The 21,792-nt window shown below is 72.4% G+C and carries 21 protein-coding genes; 6 read left to right on the top strand and 15 right to left on the bottom strand.

The window, feature by feature from the left end; translation table 11 throughout:
• Positions 1 to 356, top strand: a 356-nt coding sequence (locus ABEE00_RS12405; protein ID WP_345745411.1) for a TIM barrel protein, incomplete at its 5' end; no start/stop codon positions are given.
• Between the two features lie 70 nt (positions 357 to 426).
• Here the strand turns inward: ABEE00_RS12405 and ABEE00_RS12400 are convergent.
• Positions 427 to 1,050 (bottom strand): sulfite oxidase-like oxidoreductase, encoded by a 624-nt coding sequence (locus ABEE00_RS12400; protein ID WP_345745410.1) that lies wholly within the window; start codon positions 1,048 to 1,050, stop codon positions 427 to 429.
• A gap of 272 nt (positions 1,051 to 1,322) precedes the next feature.
• Between ABEE00_RS12400 and bfr the strand changes: the two genes are divergently transcribed.
• Positions 1,323 to 1,802 (top strand): bacterioferritin, encoded by a 480-nt coding sequence (gene bfr, locus ABEE00_RS12395; RefSeq protein ID WP_345745409.1) that lies wholly within the window; start codon positions 1,323 to 1,325, stop codon positions 1,800 to 1,802.
• Positions 1,803 to 1,851: 49 nt separating this feature from the next.
• Here bfr and ABEE00_RS12390 read toward each other — a convergent pair whose 3' ends face one another.
• Both ABEE00_RS12390 and ABEE00_RS12385 read right to left on the bottom strand, forming a co-directional pair.
• On the bottom strand, positions 1,852 to 2,142 hold the full coding sequence (locus ABEE00_RS12390; RefSeq protein WP_345745408.1) for a (2Fe-2S)-binding protein: 291 nt from the start codon (positions 2,140 to 2,142) through the stop codon (positions 1,852 to 1,854).
• 186 nt (positions 2,143 to 2,328) lie between these two features.
• Entirely contained in the window at positions 2,329 to 3,678 is a 1,350-nt protein-coding gene (locus ABEE00_RS12385) for a class II 3-deoxy-7-phosphoheptulonate synthase (protein ID WP_345745407.1), read from the bottom strand.
• A gap of 273 nt (positions 3,679 to 3,951) precedes the next feature.
• Here ABEE00_RS12385 and ABEE00_RS12380 point away from each other — a divergent pair, with 273 nt between their 5' ends.
• Positions 3,952 to 5,874 carry an anthranilate synthase family protein gene (locus ABEE00_RS12380; protein ID WP_345745406.1) on the top strand — a complete coding sequence of 641 codons (1,923 nt, stop codon included), beginning with the start codon at positions 3,952 to 3,954 and terminating at the stop codon, positions 5,872 to 5,874.
• 28 nt (positions 5,875 to 5,902) lie between these two features.
• Here ABEE00_RS12380 and ABEE00_RS12375 read toward each other — a convergent pair whose 3' ends face one another.
• The 5 genes from ABEE00_RS12375 to ABEE00_RS12355 form a co-directional block, all read right to left on the bottom strand.
• A complete protein-coding gene (locus ABEE00_RS12375) occupies positions 5,903 to 6,931 on the bottom strand; it encodes a 2-hydroxyacid dehydrogenase (RefSeq protein ID WP_345745405.1) in 1,029 nt (342 codons plus the stop codon).
• Between the two features lie 152 nt (positions 6,932 to 7,083).
• On the bottom strand, positions 7,084 to 8,112 hold the full coding sequence (locus ABEE00_RS12370; protein ID WP_345745404.1) for a 6-phosphofructokinase: 1,029 nt from the start codon (positions 8,110 to 8,112) through the stop codon (positions 7,084 to 7,086).
• 207 nt (positions 8,113 to 8,319) lie between these two features.
• Positions 8,320 to 9,033 (bottom strand): response regulator transcription factor, encoded by a 714-nt coding sequence (locus ABEE00_RS12365; protein ID WP_345745403.1) that lies wholly within the window; start codon positions 9,031 to 9,033, stop codon positions 8,320 to 8,322.
• Complete coding sequence (macS, locus tag ABEE00_RS12360; protein ID WP_345745402.1) at positions 9,026 to 10,315, bottom strand: MacS family sensor histidine kinase; 1,290 nt, start codon at positions 10,313 to 10,315, stop codon at positions 9,026 to 9,028. The genes ABEE00_RS12365 and macS overlap by 8 nt, the downstream gene beginning before the upstream one ends.
• A gap of 76 nt (positions 10,316 to 10,391) precedes the next feature.
• On the bottom strand, positions 10,392 to 11,240 hold the full coding sequence (locus ABEE00_RS12355; RefSeq protein ID WP_345745401.1) for a lysophospholipid acyltransferase family protein: 849 nt from the start codon (positions 11,238 to 11,240) through the stop codon (positions 10,392 to 10,394).
• Between the two features lie 125 nt (positions 11,241 to 11,365).
• On the opposite strand from ABEE00_RS12355, the gene ABEE00_RS12350 reads away from it, so the two are divergent.
• The gene (locus ABEE00_RS12350) at positions 11,366 to 12,136 is read left to right on the top strand and encodes an alpha/beta hydrolase (protein ID WP_345745400.1); all 771 of its coding nucleotides are present in this window, start codon (positions 11,366 to 11,368) and stop codon (positions 12,134 to 12,136) included.
• Positions 12,123 to 12,641, top strand: coding sequence for a hypothetical protein (locus ABEE00_RS12345; RefSeq protein WP_345745399.1), 519 nt, complete (start codon positions 12,123 to 12,125; stop codon positions 12,639 to 12,641). The genes ABEE00_RS12350 and ABEE00_RS12345 overlap by 14 nt, the downstream gene beginning before the upstream one ends.
• A 346-nt stretch (positions 12,642 to 12,987) precedes the next feature.
• Here the strand turns inward: ABEE00_RS12345 and ABEE00_RS12340 are convergent, their stop codons facing one another.
• The 6 genes from ABEE00_RS12340 to ABEE00_RS12315 all read right to left on the bottom strand — a co-directional run bounded on the left by ABEE00_RS12340 (position 12,988) and on the right by ABEE00_RS12315 (position 18,284).
• Positions 12,988 to 13,761, bottom strand: coding sequence for an endonuclease/exonuclease/phosphatase family protein (locus tag ABEE00_RS12340; protein WP_345745398.1), 774 nt, complete (start codon positions 13,759 to 13,761; stop codon positions 12,988 to 12,990).
• 21 nt (positions 13,762 to 13,782) lie between these two features.
• A complete protein-coding gene (locus tag ABEE00_RS12335; protein WP_345745397.1) occupies positions 13,783 to 14,724 on the bottom strand; it encodes an ROK family glucokinase in 942 nt (313 codons plus the stop codon).
• Positions 14,725 to 14,886: 162 nt separating this feature from the next.
• Complete coding sequence (locus ABEE00_RS12330) at positions 14,887 to 15,426, bottom strand: DUF5304 family protein (RefSeq protein WP_345745396.1); 540 nt, start codon at positions 15,424 to 15,426, stop codon at positions 14,887 to 14,889.
• Between the two features lie 134 nt (positions 15,427 to 15,560).
• Complete coding sequence (locus ABEE00_RS12325; RefSeq protein WP_345745395.1) at positions 15,561 to 16,916, bottom strand: ArsA family ATPase; 1,356 nt, start codon at positions 16,914 to 16,916, stop codon at positions 15,561 to 15,563.
• Positions 16,903 to 17,373 (bottom strand): SRPBCC family protein, encoded by a 471-nt coding sequence (locus ABEE00_RS12320; RefSeq protein WP_345745394.1) that lies wholly within the window; start codon positions 17,371 to 17,373, stop codon positions 16,903 to 16,905. The genes ABEE00_RS12325 and ABEE00_RS12320 overlap by 14 nt, the downstream gene beginning before the upstream one ends.
• A gap of 149 nt (positions 17,374 to 17,522) precedes the next feature.
• On the bottom strand, positions 17,523 to 18,284 hold the full coding sequence (locus ABEE00_RS12315; protein ID WP_345745393.1) for a metallophosphoesterase family protein: 762 nt from the start codon (positions 18,282 to 18,284) through the stop codon (positions 17,523 to 17,525).
• Between the two features lie 367 nt (positions 18,285 to 18,651).
• Between ABEE00_RS12315 and ABEE00_RS12310 the strand changes: the two genes are divergently transcribed.
• A complete protein-coding gene (locus ABEE00_RS12310) occupies positions 18,652 to 20,457 on the top strand; it encodes an AMP-dependent synthetase/ligase (RefSeq protein ID WP_345745392.1) in 1,806 nt (601 codons plus the stop codon).
• A 171-nt stretch (positions 20,458 to 20,628) separates the two neighbouring features.
• On the opposite strand, the gene ABEE00_RS12305 is transcribed toward ABEE00_RS12310, so the two are convergent.
• Positions 20,629 to 21,771 (bottom strand): glycosyltransferase family 4 protein, encoded by a 1,143-nt coding sequence (locus ABEE00_RS12305; protein WP_345745391.1) that lies wholly within the window; start codon positions 21,769 to 21,771, stop codon positions 20,629 to 20,631.
• Positions 21,772 to 21,792: the final 21 nt, after the last annotated feature.

The raw sequence follows: 21,792 nt of genomic DNA, 5'->3' as shown, positions 1-21,792 counted from the left end.
AGGCGCTGGACCGCCACCCCCGGCTCGGCGTGTGCCTGGACACCTGCCATGTGTACGCGGCAGGGCACGACCTCGCGGCGCCCGGCGGCGTGAAGGAGACCCTGGACGAGCTGTCCGAGGTGACGGGCCCAGGGCGCCTGAAACTGATCCACGCCAACGACTCCAAGGACGTCGCCGGCGCGCACAAGGACCGGCACGCGAACATCGGCGCAGGCCACATCGGCAGCGCGCCCTTCGGTGAGCTGCTGGCACACCCGGCCACCGAGGGCGTGCCGCTGGTGATCGAGACGCCGGGCGGCAAGGAGGGGCACGCGGCCGACGTGGCGCTGCTCCAGGGACTCCGCGACCGGCGCTGAGCCGAAGCCGAGCCCACACGTACGGGACACCGGCCCCGCACGCGAACGGGACGCCGGCCCCGGGCAACCCCTACAGCTCGGGGCCGTCCCCCGCCTCCTCCTGGTAGGAGTAGCGCTGCTCCTGCCAGGGGTCGCCGATGTTGTGGTAGCCGCGCTCCTCCCAGAAGCCGCGGCGGTCGGCGGTCATGTACTCCACGCCGCGCACCCACTTGGGGCCCTTCCAGGCGTACAGGTGCGGCACCACCAGGCGGAGCGGGAAACCGTGCTCGGCGGTGAGGAGTTCACCGTCCCTGTGCGTGGCGAAGAGGGTCTTCTCGCTCGTGAAGTCGTCGAGCCTGATGTTGGAGCTGTAGCCGTACTCGGCCCAGACCATCACGTGGGTCACGCCGGGGGCCGGGGGCGCCAGCTCCAGGAGGGTGCGCGCCCGCACGCCGCCCCATTCGGCGCCCAGCATGCTGAACTTGGTGACGCAGTGCAGATCGGCGACGACCGTCTCGTGCGGGAGCGCGGAGAACTCCTCGTGGTTCCAGCAGTGTTTGTCGCCGTCGGCCGTGGCGCCGAAGACCCGGAATTCCCAGCGGTCCGGCTTGAACTTCGGCACGGGTCCGTAGTGCGTGACCGGCCACCCGCGCTGCAGCCGCTGCCCGGGCGGAAGCTCCGCTTGCTCCCCTTCGCGGACTGTCGACTGAGCCATGTCTCCATGGTGACAGACCCCGGCACCACTCCCGACCATGCCCCCGCGGGGCCCACCAGCCCCTGGTGAAACGGCCGCACCGGGGGCGCCGCACGGCCCGTACGGGGCCACCGCCGGGCCTTTTCCGGCCCTCGCCCAACCCGTAAACCCGGGCAAACTTCGGCAAATTCGGTAAGCCTGCACTTACTGGACCGGGCTGCGGGGGCAGTGCAAGGATGCCGCCTGCGCGCGCACTCACCTGCCATTTCCCGCCCCGGAAGGAGTTCGCCGCCATGCAGGGCGATCCCGAGGTCATCGAGTTCCTCAACGAGCAGCTCACCGCGGAGCTGACCGCGATCAACCAGTACTTCCTGCACGCGAAGATGCAGGAGAACTTCGGCTGGCCGAAGCTCGCGAAGTACACCCGCTCCGAATCCTTCGACGAGATGAAGCACGCGGAGCGGATCACCGACCGGATTCTCTTCCTGGAGGGCCTGCCGAACTACCAGCGGCTCTTCCATGTGCGGGTGGGCCAGACGGTCACCGAGATGTTCCAGGCCGACCGGCAGATCGAGGTCGAGGCCATCGACCGGCTCCGGCGCGGGATCGAGGTGATGCGCACCAAGGGCGACATCACCTCGGCGAACCTCTTCGAGGACATCCTGGAGGACGAGGAGCACCACATCGACTACCTCGACACCCAGCTCGAACTGATCGAGAAGCTCGGCGAGCCGCTCTACATCGCGCAGCTCGTGGAGCAGCCGGACTCGTGACTGCTAGGGCGGAGGGGACGGGGCCGCGAGGCGGTCCCGGAGCGGGCCTCTAGGCGGCCTCGGCCACCTGCTGGTGCTCGGCCGGCTCCTCGGCGAGGTCGGGGCCGACGGCGAGGGCCGACTCGTGCGCGTCGGTGGAGAGGGCGGGAACGCCCTTGTCCATGAGCTGGCGGCGCGGGCACTCGCCCCGCCCGAGGAGGCCCTGGATGCGGCGTACGCAGGAGCCGCAGTCGGTGCCCGCCTTGGTCTCGGAGGCTATCTGGCGCGGGGTGCAGGCCCCGGCCTCCGCGTGCTCGCGGACCTGCTGCTCGGTGACGCCGAAGCAGGAGCAGGCGTACACGCGGCTCACCTCCGTCCACGGAGTCGGTCCGACAGTTCTGGCGCCTGTCGCAGCGGCCTCCCTTACGACCGCTGAGGTTAACCTAACCTTACCCGTCGGGGAGTGTCCACAAAAGCGGCCCCCGCGAAACGGCAGTGGGGCCCGGATCACAGCGATCCGGGCCCCACCGTCATGCCGTACGGGGGCTCACTGGTCCCGGTACATCTCCGCGACCAGGAACGCGAGGTCCAGCGACTGGCTGCGGTTGAGCCGGGGGTCGCAGGCCGTCTCGTAGCGCTGGTGCAGGTCGTCGACGAAGATCTCGTCGCCGCCGCCCACGCACTCGGTCACGTCGTCGCCCGTCAGCTCCATGTGGATGCCGCCGGGGTGGGTGCCGAGCGCCTTGTGCACCTCGAAGAAGCCCTTGACCTCGTCCAGCACGTCGTCGAAGCGGCGGGTCTTGTGGCCGCTGGCCGCCTCGAAGGTGTTGCCGTGCATCGGGTCGCAGACCCACACGACCTGCGCGCCGGAGGCGGTGACCTTCTCCACCAGCTCGGGAAGCCGGTCGCGGATCTTGTCCGCGCCCATCCGCGTGATGAAGGTGAGGCGGCCGGGCTCGCGGTCCGGGTCGAGCCGGTCGATGAGGGTCAGCGCCTCCTCCGGGGTGGTGGAGGGGCCGAGCTTCACGCCGACCGGGTTGCGGACCTGGGAGGCGAACTCGATGTGCGCGCCGTCCAGTTGGCGGGTGCGCTCGCCGATCCAGACCATGTGCCCGGACACGTCGTACAGCTTGCCGCTGCGCGAGTCCACGCGGGTCATGGCCGACTCGTAGTCGAGCAGCAGCGCCTCGTGCGAGGAGTAGAACTCGACGGTCTTGAGCTCCTCGGGGTCGGTGCCGCAGGCGTGCATGAACTTCAGCGCCTGGTCGATCTCCCTGGCCAGTGCCTCGTACCGCTGGCCGGAGGGCGAGCTCTTCACGAAGTCCTGGTTCCACGCGTGGACCTGGCGCAGGTCGGCGTAGCCGCCGGTGGTGAAGGCGCGCACGAGGTTCAGCGTGGAGGCGGAGGCGTGGTACATCCGCTTGAGCCGCTCCGGGTCGGGGCGGCGGGACTCCTCGGTGAACTCGAAGCCGTTGACCGAATCGCCCCGGTACACCGGCAGGGTCACGCCGTCCCTGGTCTCGGTGGGCTTGGAGCGGGGCTTGCTGTACTGCCCGGCGATGCGGCCGACCTTCACGACCGGCACGGAGCCGGCGTAGGTGAGCACGGCGCCCATCTGGAGCAGGGTCTTGAGCTTGTTGCGGATGTGCTCGGCGCTGACGCCGTCGAAGGCCTCGGCGCAGTCACCGCCCTGGAGCAGGAACGCCTCGCCGCGTGCGACCGCGCCCAGCCGGGCGCGGAGCTGGTCGCACTCACCGGCGAAGACGAGCGGCGGATAGGACTCGAGCTCGGCAAGGGTCTCGCGCAGAGCCTCTTGGTCCGGCCAGTCCGGCTGCTGCGCCGCGGGAAGGTCTCGCCAGGTGTGTGTACCGGCGTCGGGGTTGGCGTTCACAGTCACGCGGTCCAGATTACGGGGTGGCGTCCACGGGTTTTCCCTCAGCCCGCACTCTGAGACACCGGTCACCGGGCGTACGGGCTCGTGTAGGGTTTCCCGCATGTTCGCGCAGACCTGCCTCTACACCTGGTGGTGGACCGCTCACCCGGCGGCCCACTGACTGCGCGCACCACGACGAACGCGAAGGCCGCCCGAGGGGCGGCCTTCGGTGTGTCCGGGGCCGTTCCCTCCCCCCAGTCCGTACGCCGCTGCGGACCGTGACCGGAAGGAACGCCCATGGAGACCGTGGAGACCGACAACGCGCCGGAGCCGCAGGCCCTGCTCGGCAGGCTGCTCGCCGACGACGCTCCGCCCTTCGCGCTGCTGCGCCGGCGCACGCCGGGCCGCGAGGGCGACACCGTCGAGGTGCTGACCGGCCCCGTGCACGAGGCCGAGCGGCTGGCCGACATCCCGGACGGTGAGCTGGGCGCGCTGGCGCTGGTCCCGTTCCGGCAGATCCGCGAGCGCGGCTTCGACGTGCGCGACGACGGCGCCCCGCTGTCCGTGCTGCTGCCCGGGGAGCGGTACGAGCTCCCGCTGGACGGCGTGCTGGACGCGCTGCCCGCGCACCCGGTGTCGGTGGAGCGCGGCGGCTTCGACGTGGACGACGAGGCGTACGAGGAGATCGTGCGGCGCGTGGTGGAGGACGAGATCGGCGCCGGCGAGGGCGCCAACTTCGTGATCCGGCGGACCTTCCGGGGGGAGATCCCGGGCTTCTCGCGGGCCGACGCGCTCGCGCTGTTCGGGCGGCTGCTGCGCGGCGAGCAGGGCGCGTACTGGACCTTCGTGGTGCACACCGGCGACCGCGTGCTGGTGGGCGCGAGCCCCGAGGTCCACGTGCGGATGTCCGGGGGCACGGTCGTGATGAACCCCATCAGCGGCACCTACCGCTACCCGGCCGAAGGTCCCAGCACCGAGGGCCTGTTGGACTTCCTGGCCGACCGCAAGGAGAACGAGGAGCTCTCCATGGTGGTCGACGAGGAGCTCAAGATGATGTGCACCGTGGGCGACCGCGGCGGCGTCGTGGTGGGCCCGCGACTCAAGGAGATGGCGCACCTCGCGCACACCGAGTACGAGCTGCGCGGCCGCAGCACGCTGGACGTGCGGGACGTGCTGCGGGAGACCATGTTCGCGGCGACGGTCACCGGGTCTCCGGTGCAGAACGCGTGCCGGGTGATCGAGCGCTACGAGGAGGGCGGGCGCGGCTACTACGCGGGCGCGCTGGCCCTGATCGGGCGCGACGCGGGCGGGTCACAGACCCTCGATTCGCCGATCCTGATCCGTACCGCCGACATCGACGCGGCGAGCGGCGAGCTGCGGGTGGCGGCAGGCGCGACCCTCGTACGGGCATCGGATCCGGCGAGCGAGGTGGCGGAGACGCACGCCAAGGCGGCGGGCGTGCTGACCGCGCTCGGCGTGCGCGAGGCGCCGGCACGGCGCGCTGCCGCCGAGCGGCCGCGGCTGGCCGAGGACCCGCGGGTGCAGGCGGCGCTGGAGTCGCGGCGCGCGGGCCTGGCCCCCTTCTGGCTCCGGATGCAGACCGGCGAGGCGCCGGCAGAGGGGCGGCTGAGCGGCGAGGTGCTGATGGTGGACGGCGAGGACACCTTCACCTCGATGCTCCGGCACCTGCTCCGCTCGACGGGTCTTGAGGTGACGGTGCTGCCGTACGACGAGCCGGGGCTGCGCGAGACGGCGCTCGCCCACGAGGGTCCCGTGGTGCTCGGCCCCGGGCCCGGTGACCCGCGCGATCTGTCCGACCCGAAGATGCGGGTGCTGCGCGCGCTCACCCGCGATCTCGTGAAGGAGCACAAGAAGGGCCTGCTCGGGGTGTGCCTGGGGCACGAACTGCTCGCCGCCGAGCTGGGCTTGGAGATCGTACGGAAGGAGCGCCCGTACCAGGGGGCGCAGGAGCGGATCGAGCTGTTCGGGCGGCAGGAGACGGTGGGCTTCTACAACTCCTACACCGCGCGCTGCGACGAGGAGGCCGTCGGCGAACTCGCCCTGCACCGCGTGGAGGTGAGCCGCGACGAGCACACCGGCGAGGTGCACGCGCTGCGCGGGCCCGACTTCGCGAGCCTCCAGTTCCACCCGGAGTCGGTGCTGACGCTGGACGGTCCGGCGATCGTGGCGCAGCTCCTGGCCGCGGTGGCGGTGGGCTAGCGGCGCGGGACGGGCCGGGCGACGGACTCTAGGCGAGGCCCGCCGGGCCCTCGTCCTCCGGCCGCACCAGGACGTTGTCGCCGGTGCGGCCGGAGAGGTAGTCCCCGATGTTGCCGACGGTGGTCTCGACGATCTGCCCGAGCGCGTCCTCGGTGTAGTACGCCTGGTGCGAGGTGACCAGCACGTTGTTGAAGGTCATCAGCCGGGCGAGGGTGTCGTCGGTGATCACGTCCAGGGACTTGTCCAGGAAGAAGAGCCCGGCCTCGGCCTCGTACACATCGAGCCCCACCCCCGAGAAGCGCCCCTTGCGCAGCTCCTCCACCAGCGCCTCGGTGTCCACCAGGCCGCCGCGGCTGGAGTTGATCAGCATCGCGTCGTCCTTCATGGCGCGCAGCGCCTCGGCGTTGATCAGGTGGTGGGTGTCGGGCAGCAGCGGCACGTGCAGGCTGATCAGGTCGGACTCGGCGAACAGCCGCGGCAGCGCGGTGTACTCCATGCCGAGCCCCCTGCACGCCGGGTTCTCCCGCACGTCCCAGCCGAGCAGCCGCATGCCGTAGCCGTGCGCGATGCGCGCGAAGGCCTCGCCGATCTTGCCGGTCCCGATGATCCCGGCGGTGCGGCCGTGCCAGTCGCGGCCGAGCAGCCCGTCGAGCCGGAAGTCGAAGTCGCGGGTACGGCGTACGGCGCGGGGAATGTGCCGGTTCACCGCGCTCGCCAGCGCCCAGGCGAACTCCGCGACGGAGTACGGCGAGTAGGAGGACACCCGCGCCACGGTCAGGCCCAGCTCGGCGGCGGTGTCCAGGGCGATGTTGTTGAAGCCCGTGGCCCGCTGGGCGATCATCCGGGTGCCGCCCGCGGCGAGGGCGCGCAGCACCTCGTCGCCGAGCTCGGCGTTCACGCTGACCGAGACCACCTCGTGGCCGGCGGCGAGCGGCGCGGTGTCGCGGTTCATGAAGACGCCGAGGCAGCGGACCGCGAGCCCGTGCTCGGCGCAGGCCGCCTCCAGCATCGGACGCTCATCGGCCTGCACGCCGAACGCGAGGACCTCCGTGGCCATGGACCGCGCCTCCTCGGACACTCGAAAGCCGGAAACCCGAAAACCGGACAACCCGGCACATTCCATCCGCCTCCGAATATACGGGTACGCCCCCACCAGGGAGCAGGTGGGGGCGTGGCCGGAGGGCTGTACCGCGGAGGGCTGGGCGGGGGCTAGCCGAAGAAGACGCCCGCCTCCTCGTACAGCTCGGGGCTCACCGTCTTCAGCCGCGCCGTGGCCTCGGTGAGCGGCACCCGCACGATGTCGGTCCCGCGCAGCGCGACCATCGTGCCCCAGCCGCCGTCCCGCACCGCGTCGATCGCGTGCAGCCCGAAGCGGGTGGCCAGCCAGCGGTCGAACGGGGTCGGGGTGCCGCCGCGCTGGATGTGGCCGAGCACCGTGGTGCGCGCCTCCTTGCCGGTGGTCTGCTCGATGCGCTTGGCCAGCCACTCGCCGACGCCGGAGAGCCGCACATGACCGAAGGAGTCCTCCGAGTCGTCCTTGAGCACCATGTCGCCGTCCTTGGGCATGGCGCCCTCGGCGATCACCACGATCGGCGCGTAGCTGGACTTGAAGCGGGACTCCACCCAGCCGCACACCTGCTCCACGTCGAAGCGCTGCTCCGGGATGAGGATGCAGTTGGCGCCGCCGGCGAGGCCCGAGTGCAGGGCGATCCAGCCGGCGTGACGGCCCATCACCTCCACGACCAGCACCCGCATGTGGGACTCGGCCGTGGTGTGCAGCCGGTCGATGGCCTCGGTGGCGACGGTGACCGCCGTGTCGAAGCCGAAGGTGTAGTCGGTGGCCGACAGGTCGTTGTCGATGGTCTTGGGCACGCCCACGCAGGGCACCCCGTACTCGCCGGTGAGCTGCGCCGCGACGCCGAGCGTGTCCTCGCCGCCGATCGCGATGAGGGCGTCGGCCTCGTGCTTGGCGAGGTTCTCCTTGATCCGCCGGACGCCGTTCTGCTCCTTGAACGGGTTCGTACGGGAGGAGCCCAGGATGGTGCCGCCGCGCGGCAGGGTGCCGCGCACGGCGGGGATGTCCAGCCGCACGGTGTCGCCCTCCAGGACGCCGCGCCAGCCGTCACGGAAACCGAGGAACTCATACCCGTACCGCTGGACTCCCTTACGGACCGCGGCCCGCATGACCGCGTTCAGACCGGGGCAGTCGCCGCCGCCGGTCAGCACTCCGACCCGCATGGAGGTCTCCTCTCGCGTGGGCGCGCTGGGCGCTGTTGGACGCAACGAGCGCCACGCTAGCGGTGATCCACGTCACACCGGGACGGGTGGAACGCGGAGCGCCGCGCCCTCATGGGGAGTTGGGAGCCGCGCGATCACTCGTACGAAGGACCGCGGGCCGGAAACCCGGCGAGACCTGCCCGCTGCCCCCGGCTCCGGCCTCGCCGCTCAGTCCTCGTCGAGGCCGCGCTCGATCGCGTATCTGACCAGCTCGACGCGGTTGTGGAGCTGGAGCTTGCCCAGGGTGTTCTGCACGTGGTTCTGCACGGTGCGGTGCGAGATGACCAGGCGCTCGGCTATCTGTTTGTAGCTCAGGCCCTTCGCGACCAGCCGCAGGACCTCCGTCTCGCGCTCGGTGAGCTGCGGCACGGCGGGGTCGTCGGAGGCGGAGGAGGGCGCGGGGTCGGAGGCCAGCCTGCGGTACTCCCCCAGCACCAGGCCCGCGAGGCCCGGCGTGAACACCGGGTCGCCGACGGCCGTCCGCCGCACCGCGTCCACCAGCTCCTCGGTGCTGGCGGACTTCACCAGATAGCCGGTGGCGCCCGACTTCACGGCCTCCAGCACGTCGGCGTGCTCGCCGCTGGCGGAGAGCACCAGCACCCGCAGCCGGGCTTCGGGGCCGACCAGCTCGCGGCAGACCTCGACGCCGGGCAGCTCCGGCAGGTTGAGGTCGAGGACCAGCACGTCGGGGTCGGTGGCGCGGGCCCTGCGCACGGCCTGCCTGCCGTCACCGGCCGTGGCCACCACCTCGTACCCGGCGGCGGCCAGGTCGCGGGCCACCGCGTCCCGCCACATCGGGTGGTCGTCCACGATCATCACCCGGACCGGGCCGCGCTCGCCGTCCTGTCGCGGCTCCGGTCGCGGCTCCTGCTGCTCAGTCATCCTTCGGCACCCTCAATTCCACTTCCGTCCCCTGCCCGGGAACGGACAACCATTGGGCGCTTCCGCCCAGGTCACGCAGCCTTCCCCGGATCGAGAGCGCCACACCGAGCCGCCCCTCGGCCTCCGCGTCCGCGAGCCGCCCCTCCGGGATGCCGGGACCGTCGTCCCGCACCGTGACCAGCACCGCGTCCGGCTCGTCCTCCAGCAGGATCCAGGCGGCCGCCGGCTCGCCGTCGGGTCCCGCCGCGTGCTGCCGCACATTGTCCAGCGCGGCACTGACAGCGGCGGCCACCTCGCGCGCCGCCCCGGCCCGCAGCGGCACGGGCGAGCCGGGCTCCACGAAGGTGACCCGCGCCCCGGCGTACGGGGAGAGCAGCGCGCGTAGATCGCAGGAGGCAGCGCGTTCGTCCTCAGCCTGGGCAACTGCCGTACGAGCCGAAGCACGGGCCGACGTACGAGCCGAAGTGCGGGCCCTGCGCGCGCCGTCGGAGGCCGCCGAGGTCCCGGAGCCGGAGCCCTCGGAGGCCGGGCCGCCCTGCGCGGCCGCATCCGCGTAACGCTCCGTCGCCTGCTCGGGGATCACGTCGCGGGAGACCAGGGCGCGCAGCGCGACCTCCTGTTCGCCCGCCATGCGGCCCAACTCGCCCGCCTCGCCGCCGATTTCCGTGCCCCGGCGCTGCACCATGGCCAGCACCTGGAGCACGGAGTCGTGGATGTCCCTGGCCAGGCGCTCGCGTTCGCGGGTGGCCGCCTCGATCTGGAGGGCGCGGGCGAGGGTGCGCTCACTGGCCCGTGCCACCTCGACCACGTATCCGATGGCGATGGCGGCGATCGACACGAGCAGCACGTTGTGCAGCGTGGAGCGCTGGATCGGCTGGCTCTCGATGATGTTGGCGAGGCCCACCACCACGGAGCCGAACGCGCCCCAGCGCCAGCCGCCCTTGATCGCGAAGGCCAGCACGGGGCCGGCGACCCAGATGGTCGGCAGGGTCGGCGCGACGTTGTGCTCGGGGTCCAGCGCCGGGGAGATGAGGATGCCGATCACCGCGATGCTGATGTCGGCGGCGAGGAAGCGCTTGGTGCACCGGCGCGCCGTGGACACCCACGGCAGCGTCGCGAAGGTCCACACGGCGAGCACCGACATGTAGACCACGGCCGGGATCGGGTGCCCGTACTGCTTGTACTCCCACACCAGTACCAGCACGGCCCAGCCGAGTGTCAGTACGCGGTATCCGGTGAGCGCCCGCCACAGCGGCTGCTCCACCGAGGTCTTCGCGGCCATCTCTGCGCTCTCGCCTCCCCCTGAGTTCCCCCATCCCGTCGCAGGACTGCGCGGGCATGGGGACGCGCGGCGCTGTCTACGCCGCCTTCCTGCGCTGCCGGTCCGGGCCGTCCCCGCCCCCGGGCCCCTCCCCCGAACCGCCGCCGTCCTTCCCCGACTTGGCGGCCTTCTCCTTTTCCTTCTCCTTCTCCTTCGCCGCCGCCTCCTTCGCGGCCTTCTCGTCCTCGGCGCGCTTCTTCGCCGCCTCGGCGATCTGCCGCTTGGCCGCGGTGGCGTACATGTCCACGTACTCCTGGCCGGACAGCTTCATGATCTCGTACATGACCTCGTCGGTCACCGAGCGCTGGATGAAGCGGTCGTTGTCCATGCCGTGGTAGCGGCTGAAGTCGAGCGGCTCGCCGATCCTGATGCCGGGCCGCATGAGCTTGGGCAGCGTCTGCCCGGGCGGCTGGATCTTCTCGGTGTCGATCATCGCGACCGGGATCACCGGGGCGCCCGAGCGCAGCGCGACCCGCGCGAGACCGCCGGGCTTGCCCCGGTACAGCCGCCCGTCGGGGGACCTCGTGCCCTCCGGGTAGATCCCGAACAGCTCGCCGCGCTCCAGCACTTCGAGCCCGCTGAGCACCGCGGCCTCACCGGCGCCGCGCGCCCCCGACCGGTCCACCGGAAGCTGCCCCACGCCCTTGAAGAAGGCGGCGGTGAGCTTGCCCTTGAGTCCCGGCGAGGTGAAGTACTCGGCCTTCGCGATGAAGGTGACCTTGCGGTTCAGCACGGCCGGGAGGAAGAAGGAGTCGGAGAACGAGAGGTGGTTGCTGGCCAGGATGGCCGGCCCCTCGTCGGGGACGTTCTCCAGTCCCTCGACCCAGGGGCGGAAGGCGAGCTTGAGCCCGCTCCCGACCGACAGCTTCATCGCGCCGTAGAACAACCGAGAACCTCCTGTATCCGGTGAGCACGAGCCTATCTCGCCCCGCGATCGGCTACCGGGCCGTGCGGGCCGCGCGTAGGGTGTCAGCGCCACCCCGACCCACCGAAATCGCCTTGGAGGCACGAGTGCCCCTCCTTCCCGGAGCCGAGCCGATGCGGCACGAAGGTTCAGACACCGGGGTCCTGCTGTGCCACGGATTCACGGGGACGCCGCAGTCGCTGCGCCCCTGGGCCGAGCACCTCGCCGCGCAGGGGCTGACCGTCTCGCTGCCGCTGCTCCCCGGGCACGGCACGCGCTGGCAGGATCTCGCGCCGACCACCTGGCAGGACTGGTACGCGACGGTCGAGACCGAGCTGCGCCGCCTCTCTCAGCGCTGCGCGCGGGTGTACGTCTTCGGCCTGTCCATGGGCGGCGCGCTGGCACTCCGGCTCGCGGCGCGGCACGGGGACGCGGTGGACGGGGTCTGCGTGGTCAATCCCGCCGCGACCTTCCCCAGGGCGGAGGGCTTCGTGCTGCCGGTGGGCCGGTATCTGGTGCGCTCGGCCAAGGGCATCGCCAGCGACATCGCCAAGCCGGGTGCGCAGGAGGTGGGTTACGAGCGGGTGCCGACCCAGGCCGCGTACTCCCTGCGGGAGTTCTTCCGCGTCGTACGGGGCGATCTGCCGCAGGTCACCCAGCCCCTCCTGCTGCTGCACAGCCGCACCGACCATGTCGTGCCGCCCGCCGACTCGGCGCTGATCCTCGGACGGGTCTCCTCCACGGATGTGACCGAGACCATCCTCGAGCGGAGCTATCACGTGGCCACACTGGACCACGACGCGGAGCGCATATTCGCGGACTCGTACGGCTTCATCACCCGGCTCGCAGCGAGGAAGACGGCAAGTGACGGAACGTAACCCGGGCTCGCTCCCGCCCGAGGAGGAGGCGGCGTGGGCCCGCATCGTCGCCGGGTACGGCGAGGAGGCGGAACGGCCCGGCGAGGACGAGGCGGGCGGCCGCGAGGGCGAGTCCCCGCGTGACCCCGAGGACCACCCCGGCCCGTCCAGCCCCTCGGGGCCCTCGGTGGTGCGCAGCTTCACCGTGTACGAGGCGGGGGCCGGGCCGCGGGACTGGTCGGCGCCTGACGACGAGGACGGCGAGGGCGAGGACGACGAGGGGCACTTCGTGCCGCCCGAGCCGCCGCCGCTCCCCGAGACCGACGTGACCACGAAGTTCGCCTGGATCGCCGCGGTGGGCGGGCCCCTGCTGCTGCTCGGCACGATGCTGTTGGGGCAGCCGATGCAGTGGTGGGTGGTGCTGCTCGGGGTGGGCGGCTTTCTGGGGGGCTTCGCGACCCTGGTCGCCCGCATGCGGGACGACGACGAGGACGACGACGACCCCGGTCGCGGCGCGGTCGTCTAGCCCCGCGGTTTTCGGGGCTGCGCCCCGGGCCCCCGTTGGGTGCGGGGGCGCTGGCGCTGGGGGCTTGCGGTCCGCTGTGCCCACCCTCCCCCAAGCTCTCCGGCTCCGCTCCGAGCAGGGAGGTACCCCCTCGCCCCTGCGGAACGACTGCCCACAGCTAGTAGCGGGAGGCGACGGCTCGTACGCGACTCTCCGCGGACGCCGCAGACCAGGCGGAGGCCCGGCCGGAGGCGCGGAGCGTCGTAGGGCGGGCCGTAACTCACAAGTCGGGCGCAACCATCCACCCACATCCCGCCGCAGCGGGAAGCAACAAGAAGCGCACCCGACCGGCGGTCGAATCGCGGCGTCAGCCAGGCGGCGACGGCGGGACGCGCAACGCGGCCAGCACCGGCAGGTGATCGGTAGCTCGGGCGAGGTCGTCAAGACTCACGCCCGGCAGTCCCAACGGCGCCCCGCAACCCAGCACTTCGACCCCGCCCGAAGCGAACACCGCGTCGATGCGCTGATACGGCTCGCGCGCCGGCGAGGTGTGCTCCGCGCCCCACGGCGCCACCGCCCACGCGTCACGCAGGCCGCCCTCGCCGGTGAGGCGAATCCAACTGGGGCCCCCGGGACGCTCGTTGAGGTCGCCGGCCACCACGACCGGCGAGACCCCCATCCCCGCGACCCGCTCCACAAGCGCGCCCGCCTGCTCGTACCGCTCGTCCTTCTGCAGGCTCAGGTGGCAGCTCAGCACCCCCAGCCGCGCGCTCGGCCCGAAGCGCAGCACGGCGGTGGCGAAGCCCCGCCGGTGCAACCCCGGTGTACGGGGCAGCAGCACGTCCTCGGTGTGTTCGACGGTGGCCCGCAACCGGGAGAGGATCATCGGCCCCGTGGCCGTCGCGCCGCCCGTCACGTACACCAGGTCCGTCGCACGGGCCAGCCTCGCCGCGTACTTGCGCCAGCGGAAGAAGCGCGGCGCCTCCTGCACGCACACGACATCGGGGGCGCAGGCCCGGATCACCCGGGCCAGCGCCCCCATGTCGTCGCGCATCGAGCGGATGTTGTAGCTGAGGAGCCGGACCACGGCCGAACCGTCGGCCCCGGTGGCCGAGGCAGGCAGATCGGCGAGTGCGCTCATCGGCCCGGCCCCTCCCCGCGCTCAGCCCTGTCGTGCCAGGTCGGCGACGCCGACCATGCCCGCCTTGCCGCCGAGCTGCGCCGCCAGCACCTCGGCGTGCGGCCGCCAGCGGCTGCCGACCAGCCAGCGCTTGTACGACTTGCGGATCGGGTCGAGTACGAGATCGCCCTCGTCGGAGACGCCGCCGCCGACGATGAAGGCGCCCGGGTCGAAGAGCGAGGCCAGGTCGGCGAGGCCCGCGCCGGCCCAGCGCGCCAGCTCGCGGAACGCGTCGATGGCGACCGGATCGCCCTTACGCGCCGCCTCGCTGATGTGCTTGCCCTCGACGCCCTCGGGGGTGCCGTCGCCCATGCCGAGCAGCAGCTCCGCGTTCTCGGGGGTGGCCGTGGCGCGCTGCCGTGCGTACCGCACGAGGGCGCTGCCCGAGGCGTACTGCTCCCAGCAGCCCTGGTTGCCGCAGCCGCAGAGCAGGCCGTCCGGCACCATCCGGATGTGGCCGAACTCCGAGGCCACGCCGAAGCGTCCGCGGTGCAGCCTGCCGCCGATGATCGTGCCGCCGCCGAGGCCCGTGCCGATGGTGATGCAGACGACGTCCTGGTGGCCGGTGCCGACGCCGAACTTGTACTCGCCCCAGGCGGCGGCGTTCGCGTCGTTCTCGATGACGACGGGGACGTCGATGCGCTGCTCGACCTTGTCCTTGAGCGCCTCGTGGCGCCAGCTCAGATTCGGCGTGAAGAGGACGGTGGCGCGCTTGTCGTCGACATACCCGGGGGCGCCGATGCCGACGGCCTCCACCTCGAACTCGGCGCTCGCCTTGCGCACCGCCTCGGCGATCGCGTCGATGACCGCGTCGGGGGTCGGCGGGGTCGGCACCTGGCTGGTCTCGAGGATGTTGCCCTCCTCGTCGACCACCCCGGCTGCGATCTTCGTGCCGCCGATGTCGACGCCGATAGTGAGTCCCATGTGTCCCTCAGTTATTCCGTCTGTCCCCGCTGAGAACCACCGTACCGGAGGGGTCACGGCGTACGGAGAAGGTCCGCGCCCGCCCGGAGGCCCCCGGAGTAGGGCCGGGGCACGGGGCGCGCCACCCCGTACGGCGGCGTGCGGCGGCTGGGCGTGCGACGGCTAGGGGCGGTCCTCGTCGCCCTGCTCCTTGTCGAGGTCGATGCGCTGGACGCCGATGTGGTCCGAGGCGTCGGAGGAGGGCGCGTCGGACGACGGCGACGAGGGGGACGAGGGGGACGAGGGCTCGGCGTGGGTGCGGGAGCCCGAGGAGGTCCAGCGGCTCTCGGCGTCGCGCACCGCCGACTGGTACGCGGCGAGCAGCTCGTTGCCCGCGGCCGCGAGGTGCCCGAACACCTCGGGATTGCGCTCGACCACGGGCTCGACGGCGGCCTTGGCCTGCGCGATGAACTGCTGCGCCACGCCCTGCGCCGCGCCCGCCCCCGCGGAGGCAGCGAAGGGCTTGCCGAACTCGGTGATCTTCTGCGACACGGCGTCGGCCAGCCTGCGCAGCTCCTCGGCCGCGCTCACCGGCTCGGGGCCGTACTGCTCGCGGCGGCGGCGCCGTTCGGCCTCCAGGTCCTCTTCGCAGGCCTTCGCCCACGCGTCAGGCTCGGGCCCGGACGCCCGGTCGGCGGCGGGGCGCTCGGCTGCATCGCTCATGGCGGGCTCCTAGGCGGGAGACGAGGGGTACGTCGGCGACGTACGGATACGCGATGTGGAACGTGCGGTGACGCGGTGTGGGGGACGTGCCAGGGGCGCCCTCGTGCGGCGAACCCGGCGGCTGTCTCCCGACGTTACCCGAAGGGCGGCGCCCCGGAGGAGGGCCACAGCGCGGGGTCGGGCGCGAAGCGCACCCGCAGCTCCCCCGCCTCCAGCGCGGCCCCGGCGACCCGGCAGCGGCGCAGCGCCGAGGGCAGCGGCAGCGCGCGGCGGAACGGCCCGGTGGTGACGATCAGTTCGTCCCCGCGGCGTACGAGGCCGAGCGCGTCCTTGCGGGCGCCGGGCAGCGGCAGCTCCCAGATCAGCAGCCCGTCCGCGCGCAGCCGGTCGGTCACGCGGCCGAGCACCGGGTGGTGCGCTGCCCGGCCTTCGGCCGCTCCGCCGTCCGCCGGCCGCTCGCGGTCCCCGGCGCCCGGGGCCTCCTTCGCCGGCTGCGCGAGCCGGGCCAGGTCCTCGGCGCCGCGCGGGTCGCGGCCCAGGTGCGGGAGCTCGTACAGCGGTACGCCGTACCCGGCGCAGTCCTCGCGCAGCTCCTTCAGCGCGGCCTGCTGCTGACCGGAGAGCCGCCCCAGGAAGGGGTCCGAACCGCCCGTCGGGAACAGCCTGTTGGCGACGATCCCGGTCAGCCGCAGCCCGTGCAGCGCGCATCCGGCGCGCGCCTCGGCGAGCGCGGGCGCGGCCTGCGGCCCCGGCTCGGCGACCAGCCGCAGCTCGGTGCGCGGGTGCTCCAACAGCTCCTGTACGGAGCGGAGTTCCTCCTCCAGGCGGGCGGCGGCCCCGTACAGCCACTCGGAGGGCATGGGCACCCCGGCGAGCTGGGCCAGCATGGGGCGCAGCGCGCGTGCCGCCTGGCGTTCGGCGGGGAGCAGTCTGCGCAGGTAGCGGCGCGCCTGTTCGGGGAGCGCGAGGAGGCCCACCGCGCGGCGCGCGGGCGGCAGGTCGACGACGACGGTGTCCCAGTCGCCGTCGCGCAGCGCGGTGCGCAGGGCGTGCAGGAGGGCCAGCGCCTCGGCGCCGGGCAGCTCGGTGAGTTCGTCGTCGTCCAGCGCCTCGGCGCCGAGCATCTCGAAGGCGGTGCGCGCCTGTTCCTGGAGCGCGGCGGCCCTGGCGCGGAAGTCGGCGCCGGAGTCCACGCGCGCGGCCCACACGCCGGGCGCGACCTCGGCCGCCCCGTCGACGCCTCCGGGTGCCGCGCCGAGCAGGGGTTCCAGCACCTGTGCGGGCTCGGCGCTCAGCAGGAGGGTGCGGCCCGGGGTGCGGGCCGCGGCCAGCGCCGTGGCTGCCGCGACCGTGCTGCGGCCCGCGCCGCCGAGTCCGCTGACCAGGACGGTGCGCGGCGCGGTACGGGATATCGGGGAACCGGGCGCGGCTGAGCCGGATATCGGGGAGCCGTCGGCCGGAGCCGTGCCGCCGTCGTCAGTTGCCGGCATCCGAGCCCGCGTCCGCGCCGCCCGACTCCACCCGCTTCTTCAGACCGTCCAGCGCGCGGTCGATGATGACCTTCTCCGCCTTGCGCTTGATCATCCCCAGCATCGGGATCTTCACGTCCACCGTGAGCTGGTAGGTGACCTCGGTCTTCTTGCCGCCCTCCACCGGCTTGAGGCTGTAGACGCCGTCCAGCGAGCGCAGCATCTGCGACTTGACCAGCGACCAGCGGACCTCGTGCGGCCCCTCCCACTCGTACGCGAGGGTGTGCTCGTCCTTGATGGCGCCGGCGTCGAGCAGCAGCCTGACCTGTTCGGCGCGGCCCTGCGCGTCCTCGGACAGCACCTCGGCCTCCTTCACCTCACCCGTCCACTCCGGGTAGCGGGCGAAGTCGGAGATCACTCCCATCACCGCGGCGGGCGCCGCATCGATGGTGATGTTCGAGCTGGTGTGTTCGGCCATCGCCGTAGCTCCTCCGTATGCCTGTCCGGGCCCGTCTGCCGTGGCTGGCAGGCTACCTCGCCCGCAGGCGGGGCGTACGACCGCACCGTGTACGCGGTCTGCACGCTCCGGTCACATCCGGCCCCGCGAGCTCCACTCCGTACGCGGCCTCACCACTCCAGCACCCAGGGCGTGCCCGTCGCGTTGAAGTGCCCCACGTTGACGCACTCCGTGGCGCCGACGCGCATCCGCTGCTGCAGGGGCTGGTGGACATGGCCGAAAAGGTGGAAACGGGGCCGCACCTCGTGAATGGCCTCCAGCAGCGCCGGGCTCCCGCGCTCGAAGCGGCGGGCCACGACGTCGTAGCACAACTCCGGCACCTCGGGCGGTATATGGGAGCACAGGACGTCGACCTCGCCCAGCGCCGCGATCTTCTCCGCGTACGTCTCGTCGTCGATCTCGTACGGGGTCCGCATCGGGGTGCGCAGGCCGCCGCCGACGAAGCCGAAGCGGAGCCCGCCGAGCTCCACCGTCTCGCCGTCCAGCACGGTGGTGCCCTCGCCCGCGTACTCCGGCCACAGCGGCGGCATGTCGACGTTGCCGTACGTGGCGTACGTCGGGGTGGGGAAGGCGGCGAACAGCTCGGCGTACTGCCTGCGCACCGCCGCCTCGGTGGCCGCCTGCCGGTCCACTCCGGCCCACAGCCGCGCGGACAGCTCGCGGGCCTCCTCGAAGCGGCGCGCGGTGCGCAGCTCCACGATCCGGTCGGCGTTCTCGGTGCCGAACAGGTCGGGGAAGATCCCGCGCGAGTGGTCGGCGTAGTCGAGGAAGAGGATCAGGTCGCCCAGGCACACGAGCGCGTCGGCACCGTCGCCCGCCTTGGCGAGGTCGCGGCTGTTGCCGTGCACATCGCTCACTACGTGGACTCGCATGCCCACACCCTAGATCGGTGCACCGGGCAGCGGGCCAGGTCGCGGAGGCCGGGAGCCGGGAAGGGATACGGCAGGGGAAGCGGTGGAGGTGGCGCCTCCGCGGGGGCCGGGTGAGGGCTCGGTGAGGGGGCCGGGATGCGCCCTCGGTTACTTCCGCGTCACCGAACGCTTGGACTACGCTGCTGCGAGCAGTCCGAACCATGTGACGCACAACATATCTCTGCGCCACCCCCTACCCCGACAGCTGTACCGATGGGTAACGTCCGGGCCGTCAACCCCCAAGATCACACGTGGTCTTGAGGACAGAGCCAATGGAGGCCGCACGGCGACGGCCATCCATGTCCGGCGCCGACGAGGAGCAGCAGTCTTGCGCGAGTTCAGCCTTCCGGCCCTCTACGAGGTCCCCGCGGACGGAAACCTGACGGATCTCATCCGCCGTAACGCTTCTCAGCACCCTGACGTTCCCGTTGTCGCCCGCAAGCGGAACGGGACGTGGGAGGACATCACGGCGGCCGCCTTCCTGGACGAGGTGACCGGCGCGGCCAAGGGTCTGATCGCCGCGGGCGTGCAGCCCGGCGACCGGGTCGGCCTGATGTCCCGCACCCGCTACGAGTGGACCCTGCTCGACTTCGCGATCTGGGCGGCCGGCGCGGTCACCGTGCCGGTGTACGAGACCAGCTCGCCCGAGCAGATCGCCTGGATCCTGGGCGACTCGGGTGCGGTGGCCTGCCTGGTGGAGACCGAGGCGCACAGCAAGGCCGTCGAGTCGGTGCGGGACAGACTGGGCGGCCTCGCGCACGTCTGGCAGATCGACGCGGGCCCGGGCCAGGACGGCGCGCTCGCCCAACTCGCCGTCGCCGGCGCGCAGATCGACGACCGCACCGTCGAGGAGCGCGGCTCCTCGGCGCACGCCGACTCGCCCGCCACGATCGTCTACACCTCCGGCACCACGGGCCGCCCCAAGGGCTGCGTACTCAGCCACCGGGCGTTCTTCGCCGAGTGCGGGAACGTGGTCGAGCGGCTGAAACCGATGTTCCGCACCGGGGAGTCCTCGGTGCTGCTCTTCCTGCCCGTCGCGCACGTCTTCGGACGCCTGGTGCAGGTCGCCGCGCTGATGGCGCCGATCAAGCTGGGGCACGTCGCCGATGTGAAGACGCTGACCGACGAGCTCGGCTCGTTCCGGCCCACGATGGTGCTGGGCGTGCCGCGCGTCTTCGAGAAGGTCTACAACACGGCGCGGGCCAAGGCGACCGCCGAGGGCAAGGGCAAGATCTTCGACAAGGCGGCCGACACCGCGATCGCCTACAGCCGCGCGCTGGACGAGCCGGGCGGCCCCTCGCTCAAGCTGAAGTTCCAGCACAAGGTCTTCGACAAGATCGTGTTCAGCAAGCTGCGCGCGGTGCTGGGCGGCCGGGCCACCCACGCGATCTCCGGCGGCGCGCCGCTGGGCGAGCGGCTCGGCCACTTCTACCGGGGCATCGGCTTCACCGTGCTGGAGGGCTACGGGCTGACCGAGTCCTGCGCGGCCACCGCCTTCAACCCGTACGACCGGCCGAAGATCGGCACCGTCGGGCAGCCGCTGCCGGGCTCCGTGGTGCGGATCGCCGACGACGGCGAGGTGCTGCTGCACGGCGAGCACCTCTTCACCGGGTACTGGAACAACGAGCCGGCCAGCAAGGAGGCGCTGTCCGAGGGCTGGTTCCACACCGGTGACCTGGGGACCCTCGACGCGGACGGCTATCTGTCCATCACCGGGCGCAAGAAGGAGATCCTGGTGACGGCGGGCGGCAAGAACGTGGCGCCCGCGGTGATCGAGGACCGCATCCGCTCGCACGCGCTGATCGCCGAGTGCATCGTGGTCGGCGACGGGCGTCCTTTCGTGGGCGCGCTGCTCACCGTGGACGAGGAGTTCCTGCCGCGGTGGGCCGAGGACCACGGCAAGTCCCAGCTCTCGCACGCCGAGCTGCTCGCCGATCCCGAGCTGATGGCGGAGCTGCAGGGGGCGATCGACCACGGGAACGAGGCGGTGTCGCGCGCGGAGTCGGTCCGCAAGTTCCGCGTCCTGGACACGCAGTTCACCGAGGACTCGGGCCACCTGACGCCGTCGCTGAAGCTGAAGCGGGGCGTGGTGGCGAAGGACTTCGCGGGGGAGATCGAGGGGCTTTACGCGTAACCCGCACCCTTGTCGGGTCCGGGGCTTCGCCCCGGACCCCTTTGCGTGCGGGGCCGGGCGGGTGCGGGGGCTTGCGTCCGCTGTGCCCACCCGTTCCGCCCCGACGGAACGAATGCCCACAGCTCGTGGGGGGGGAGAGCCCCCCGGAGCCCTGAGCCCTGAAACCCCGAATTACAGCAACGTTCGCAGCTTGTCGGCGAGCAAGTCCCAGCGCCACTGGGACTCCACCCACTCGCGGCCCCGCGCCCCCATGCGCGCACGCAGCTCGGGATCACGCAGCAGCGCGGTGACCCGCTCCGCGGCCTCCTCGGCGGAGCCGCCCCGTACGACCCACCCCGTCTCCCCGTCCAGCACCGCGTCCGGCGCGCCGCCCGAATCGCCGGACACGACGGGGAGCCCGGTCGCGGAGGCCTCCAGGTACACGATGCCGAGGCCCTCCACGTCGAGCCCCTTCCGCCGCGTGCGGCAGGGCATGGCGAAGACGTCGCCCGCGCCGTAGTGCGCGGGCAGCTCCTCCCACGGCACGGGCCCGGTGAAGTGCACCGACTCCGACACCCCGAGGGAGGCGGCGAGCTTCTCCAGCTCGTCGCCGTACGGACCGCCGCCCACGATCAGCAGCGCCGCGTCCGGCACTTCGGCGAGGATCCGCGGCATGGCCCTGATCAGGGTGTCCTGGCCCTTGCGGCGTACGAGCCGTGACACGCACACGATGACGGGCCGCTCACTGAGGCCCAGCCGCTCGCGCACCGCGTCGCCGCCCGAGCCGGGGTGGAAGGTCTTCTCGTCGACACCGGGCGGGAGTTGGACCATGCGCGCCGCCGCCTCCGGCGTGAGCGCGCGGGCGATCCGCGACCTGGTGTACTCGCCGAGATACGTGATCGTGTCGGTGCTCTCCCCGATCCGCCGCAGGAGCTGCCGCGCCGCGGGGAGCTGCGCCCAGCCCGCCTCGTGCCCGTGCGTGGTCGCCACCAGCCGCCGCGCGCCCGCCTTCCGCAGCGCGGGCGCCATCAGCCCGAGCGGCGCCGCGGCGCCGAACCACACCGAGCTGCACCCGTGTTCGCGCAGCAGCTCGGTGGCCCGCCGGGTCGCGCCCGGCGTGGGCAGCAGCATGGTGGTGCGGTCCCGCACCACGGGGAAGGGCTGCTCGGCGTCGAAGCGCGCGGTCGCCTCGGCGCCCTCGCTGCCGCGCTTCCAGGTGGACGCGTAGACGACGACCCGCTCCGGGTCCAGGCGCAGCGCCATGCTGTGCAGGAACGCCTGGATGCCGCCGGGACGCGGCGGGAAGTCGTTGGTGACGATCAAGGTCTTGTCCATCGCCGCCGACAGTACCGTGTA

It is taken from the genome of Streptomyces odontomachicola, from assembly GCF_039605595.1.
In the GTDB taxonomy this organism is placed as follows: domain Bacteria; phylum Actinomycetota; class Actinomycetes; order Streptomycetales; family Streptomycetaceae; genus Streptomyces.
The sequence above is the reverse complement of the archived record's forward strand: the minus strand, read 5'-3'. Positions and strand labels throughout refer to the sequence as shown.

What these genes read in the sequence shown, in the direction of transcription:
- ABEE00_RS12400 (WP_345745410.1), bottom strand. Translation starts at nt 1,050, where the DNA reads ATGGCTCAGTCGACAGTCCGCGAAGGGGAGCAAGCGGAGCTTCCGCCC.
- bfr (WP_345745409.1), top strand. Translation starts at nt 1,323, where the DNA reads ATGCAGGGCGATCCCGAGGTCATCGAGTTCCTCAACGAGCAGCTCACC.
- ABEE00_RS12380 (WP_345745406.1), top strand. Translation starts at nt 3,952, where the DNA reads ATGGAGACCGTGGAGACCGACAACGCGCCGGAGCCGCAGGCCCTGCTC.
- ABEE00_RS12375 (WP_345745405.1), bottom strand. Translation starts at nt 6,931, where the DNA reads ATGGCCACGGAGGTCCTCGCGTTCGGCGTGCAGGCCGATGAGCGTCCG.
- ABEE00_RS12370 (WP_345745404.1), bottom strand. Translation starts at nt 8,112, where the DNA reads ATGCGGGTCGGAGTGCTGACCGGCGGCGGCGACTGCCCCGGTCTGAAC.
- ABEE00_RS12365 (WP_345745403.1), bottom strand. Translation starts at nt 9,033, where the DNA reads ATGACTGAGCAGCAGGAGCCGCGACCGGAGCCGCGACAGGACGGCGAG.
- macS (WP_345745402.1), bottom strand. Translation starts at nt 10,315, where the DNA reads ATGGCCGCGAAGACCTCGGTGGAGCAGCCGCTGTGGCGGGCGCTCACC.
- ABEE00_RS12340 (WP_345745398.1), bottom strand. Translation starts at nt 13,761, where the DNA reads ATGAGCGCACTCGCCGATCTGCCTGCCTCGGCCACCGGGGCCGACGGT.
- ABEE00_RS12335 (WP_345745397.1), bottom strand. Translation starts at nt 14,724, where the DNA reads ATGGGACTCACTATCGGCGTCGACATCGGCGGCACGAAGATCGCAGCC.
- ABEE00_RS12330 (WP_345745396.1), bottom strand. Translation starts at nt 15,426, where the DNA reads ATGAGCGATGCAGCCGAGCGCCCCGCCGCCGACCGGGCGTCCGGGCCC.
- ABEE00_RS12325 (WP_345745395.1), bottom strand. Translation starts at nt 16,916, where the DNA reads ATGCCGGCAACTGACGACGGCGGCACGGCTCCGGCCGACGGCTCCCCG.
- ABEE00_RS12320 (WP_345745394.1), bottom strand. Translation starts at nt 17,373, where the DNA reads ATGGCCGAACACACCAGCTCGAACATCACCATCGATGCGGCGCCCGCC.
- ABEE00_RS12315 (WP_345745393.1), bottom strand. Translation starts at nt 18,284, where the DNA reads ATGCGAGTCCACGTAGTGAGCGATGTGCACGGCAACAGCCGCGACCTC.
- ABEE00_RS12305 (WP_345745391.1), bottom strand. Translation starts at nt 21,771, where the DNA reads ATGGACAAGACCTTGATCGTCACCAACGACTTCCCGCCGCGTCCCGGC.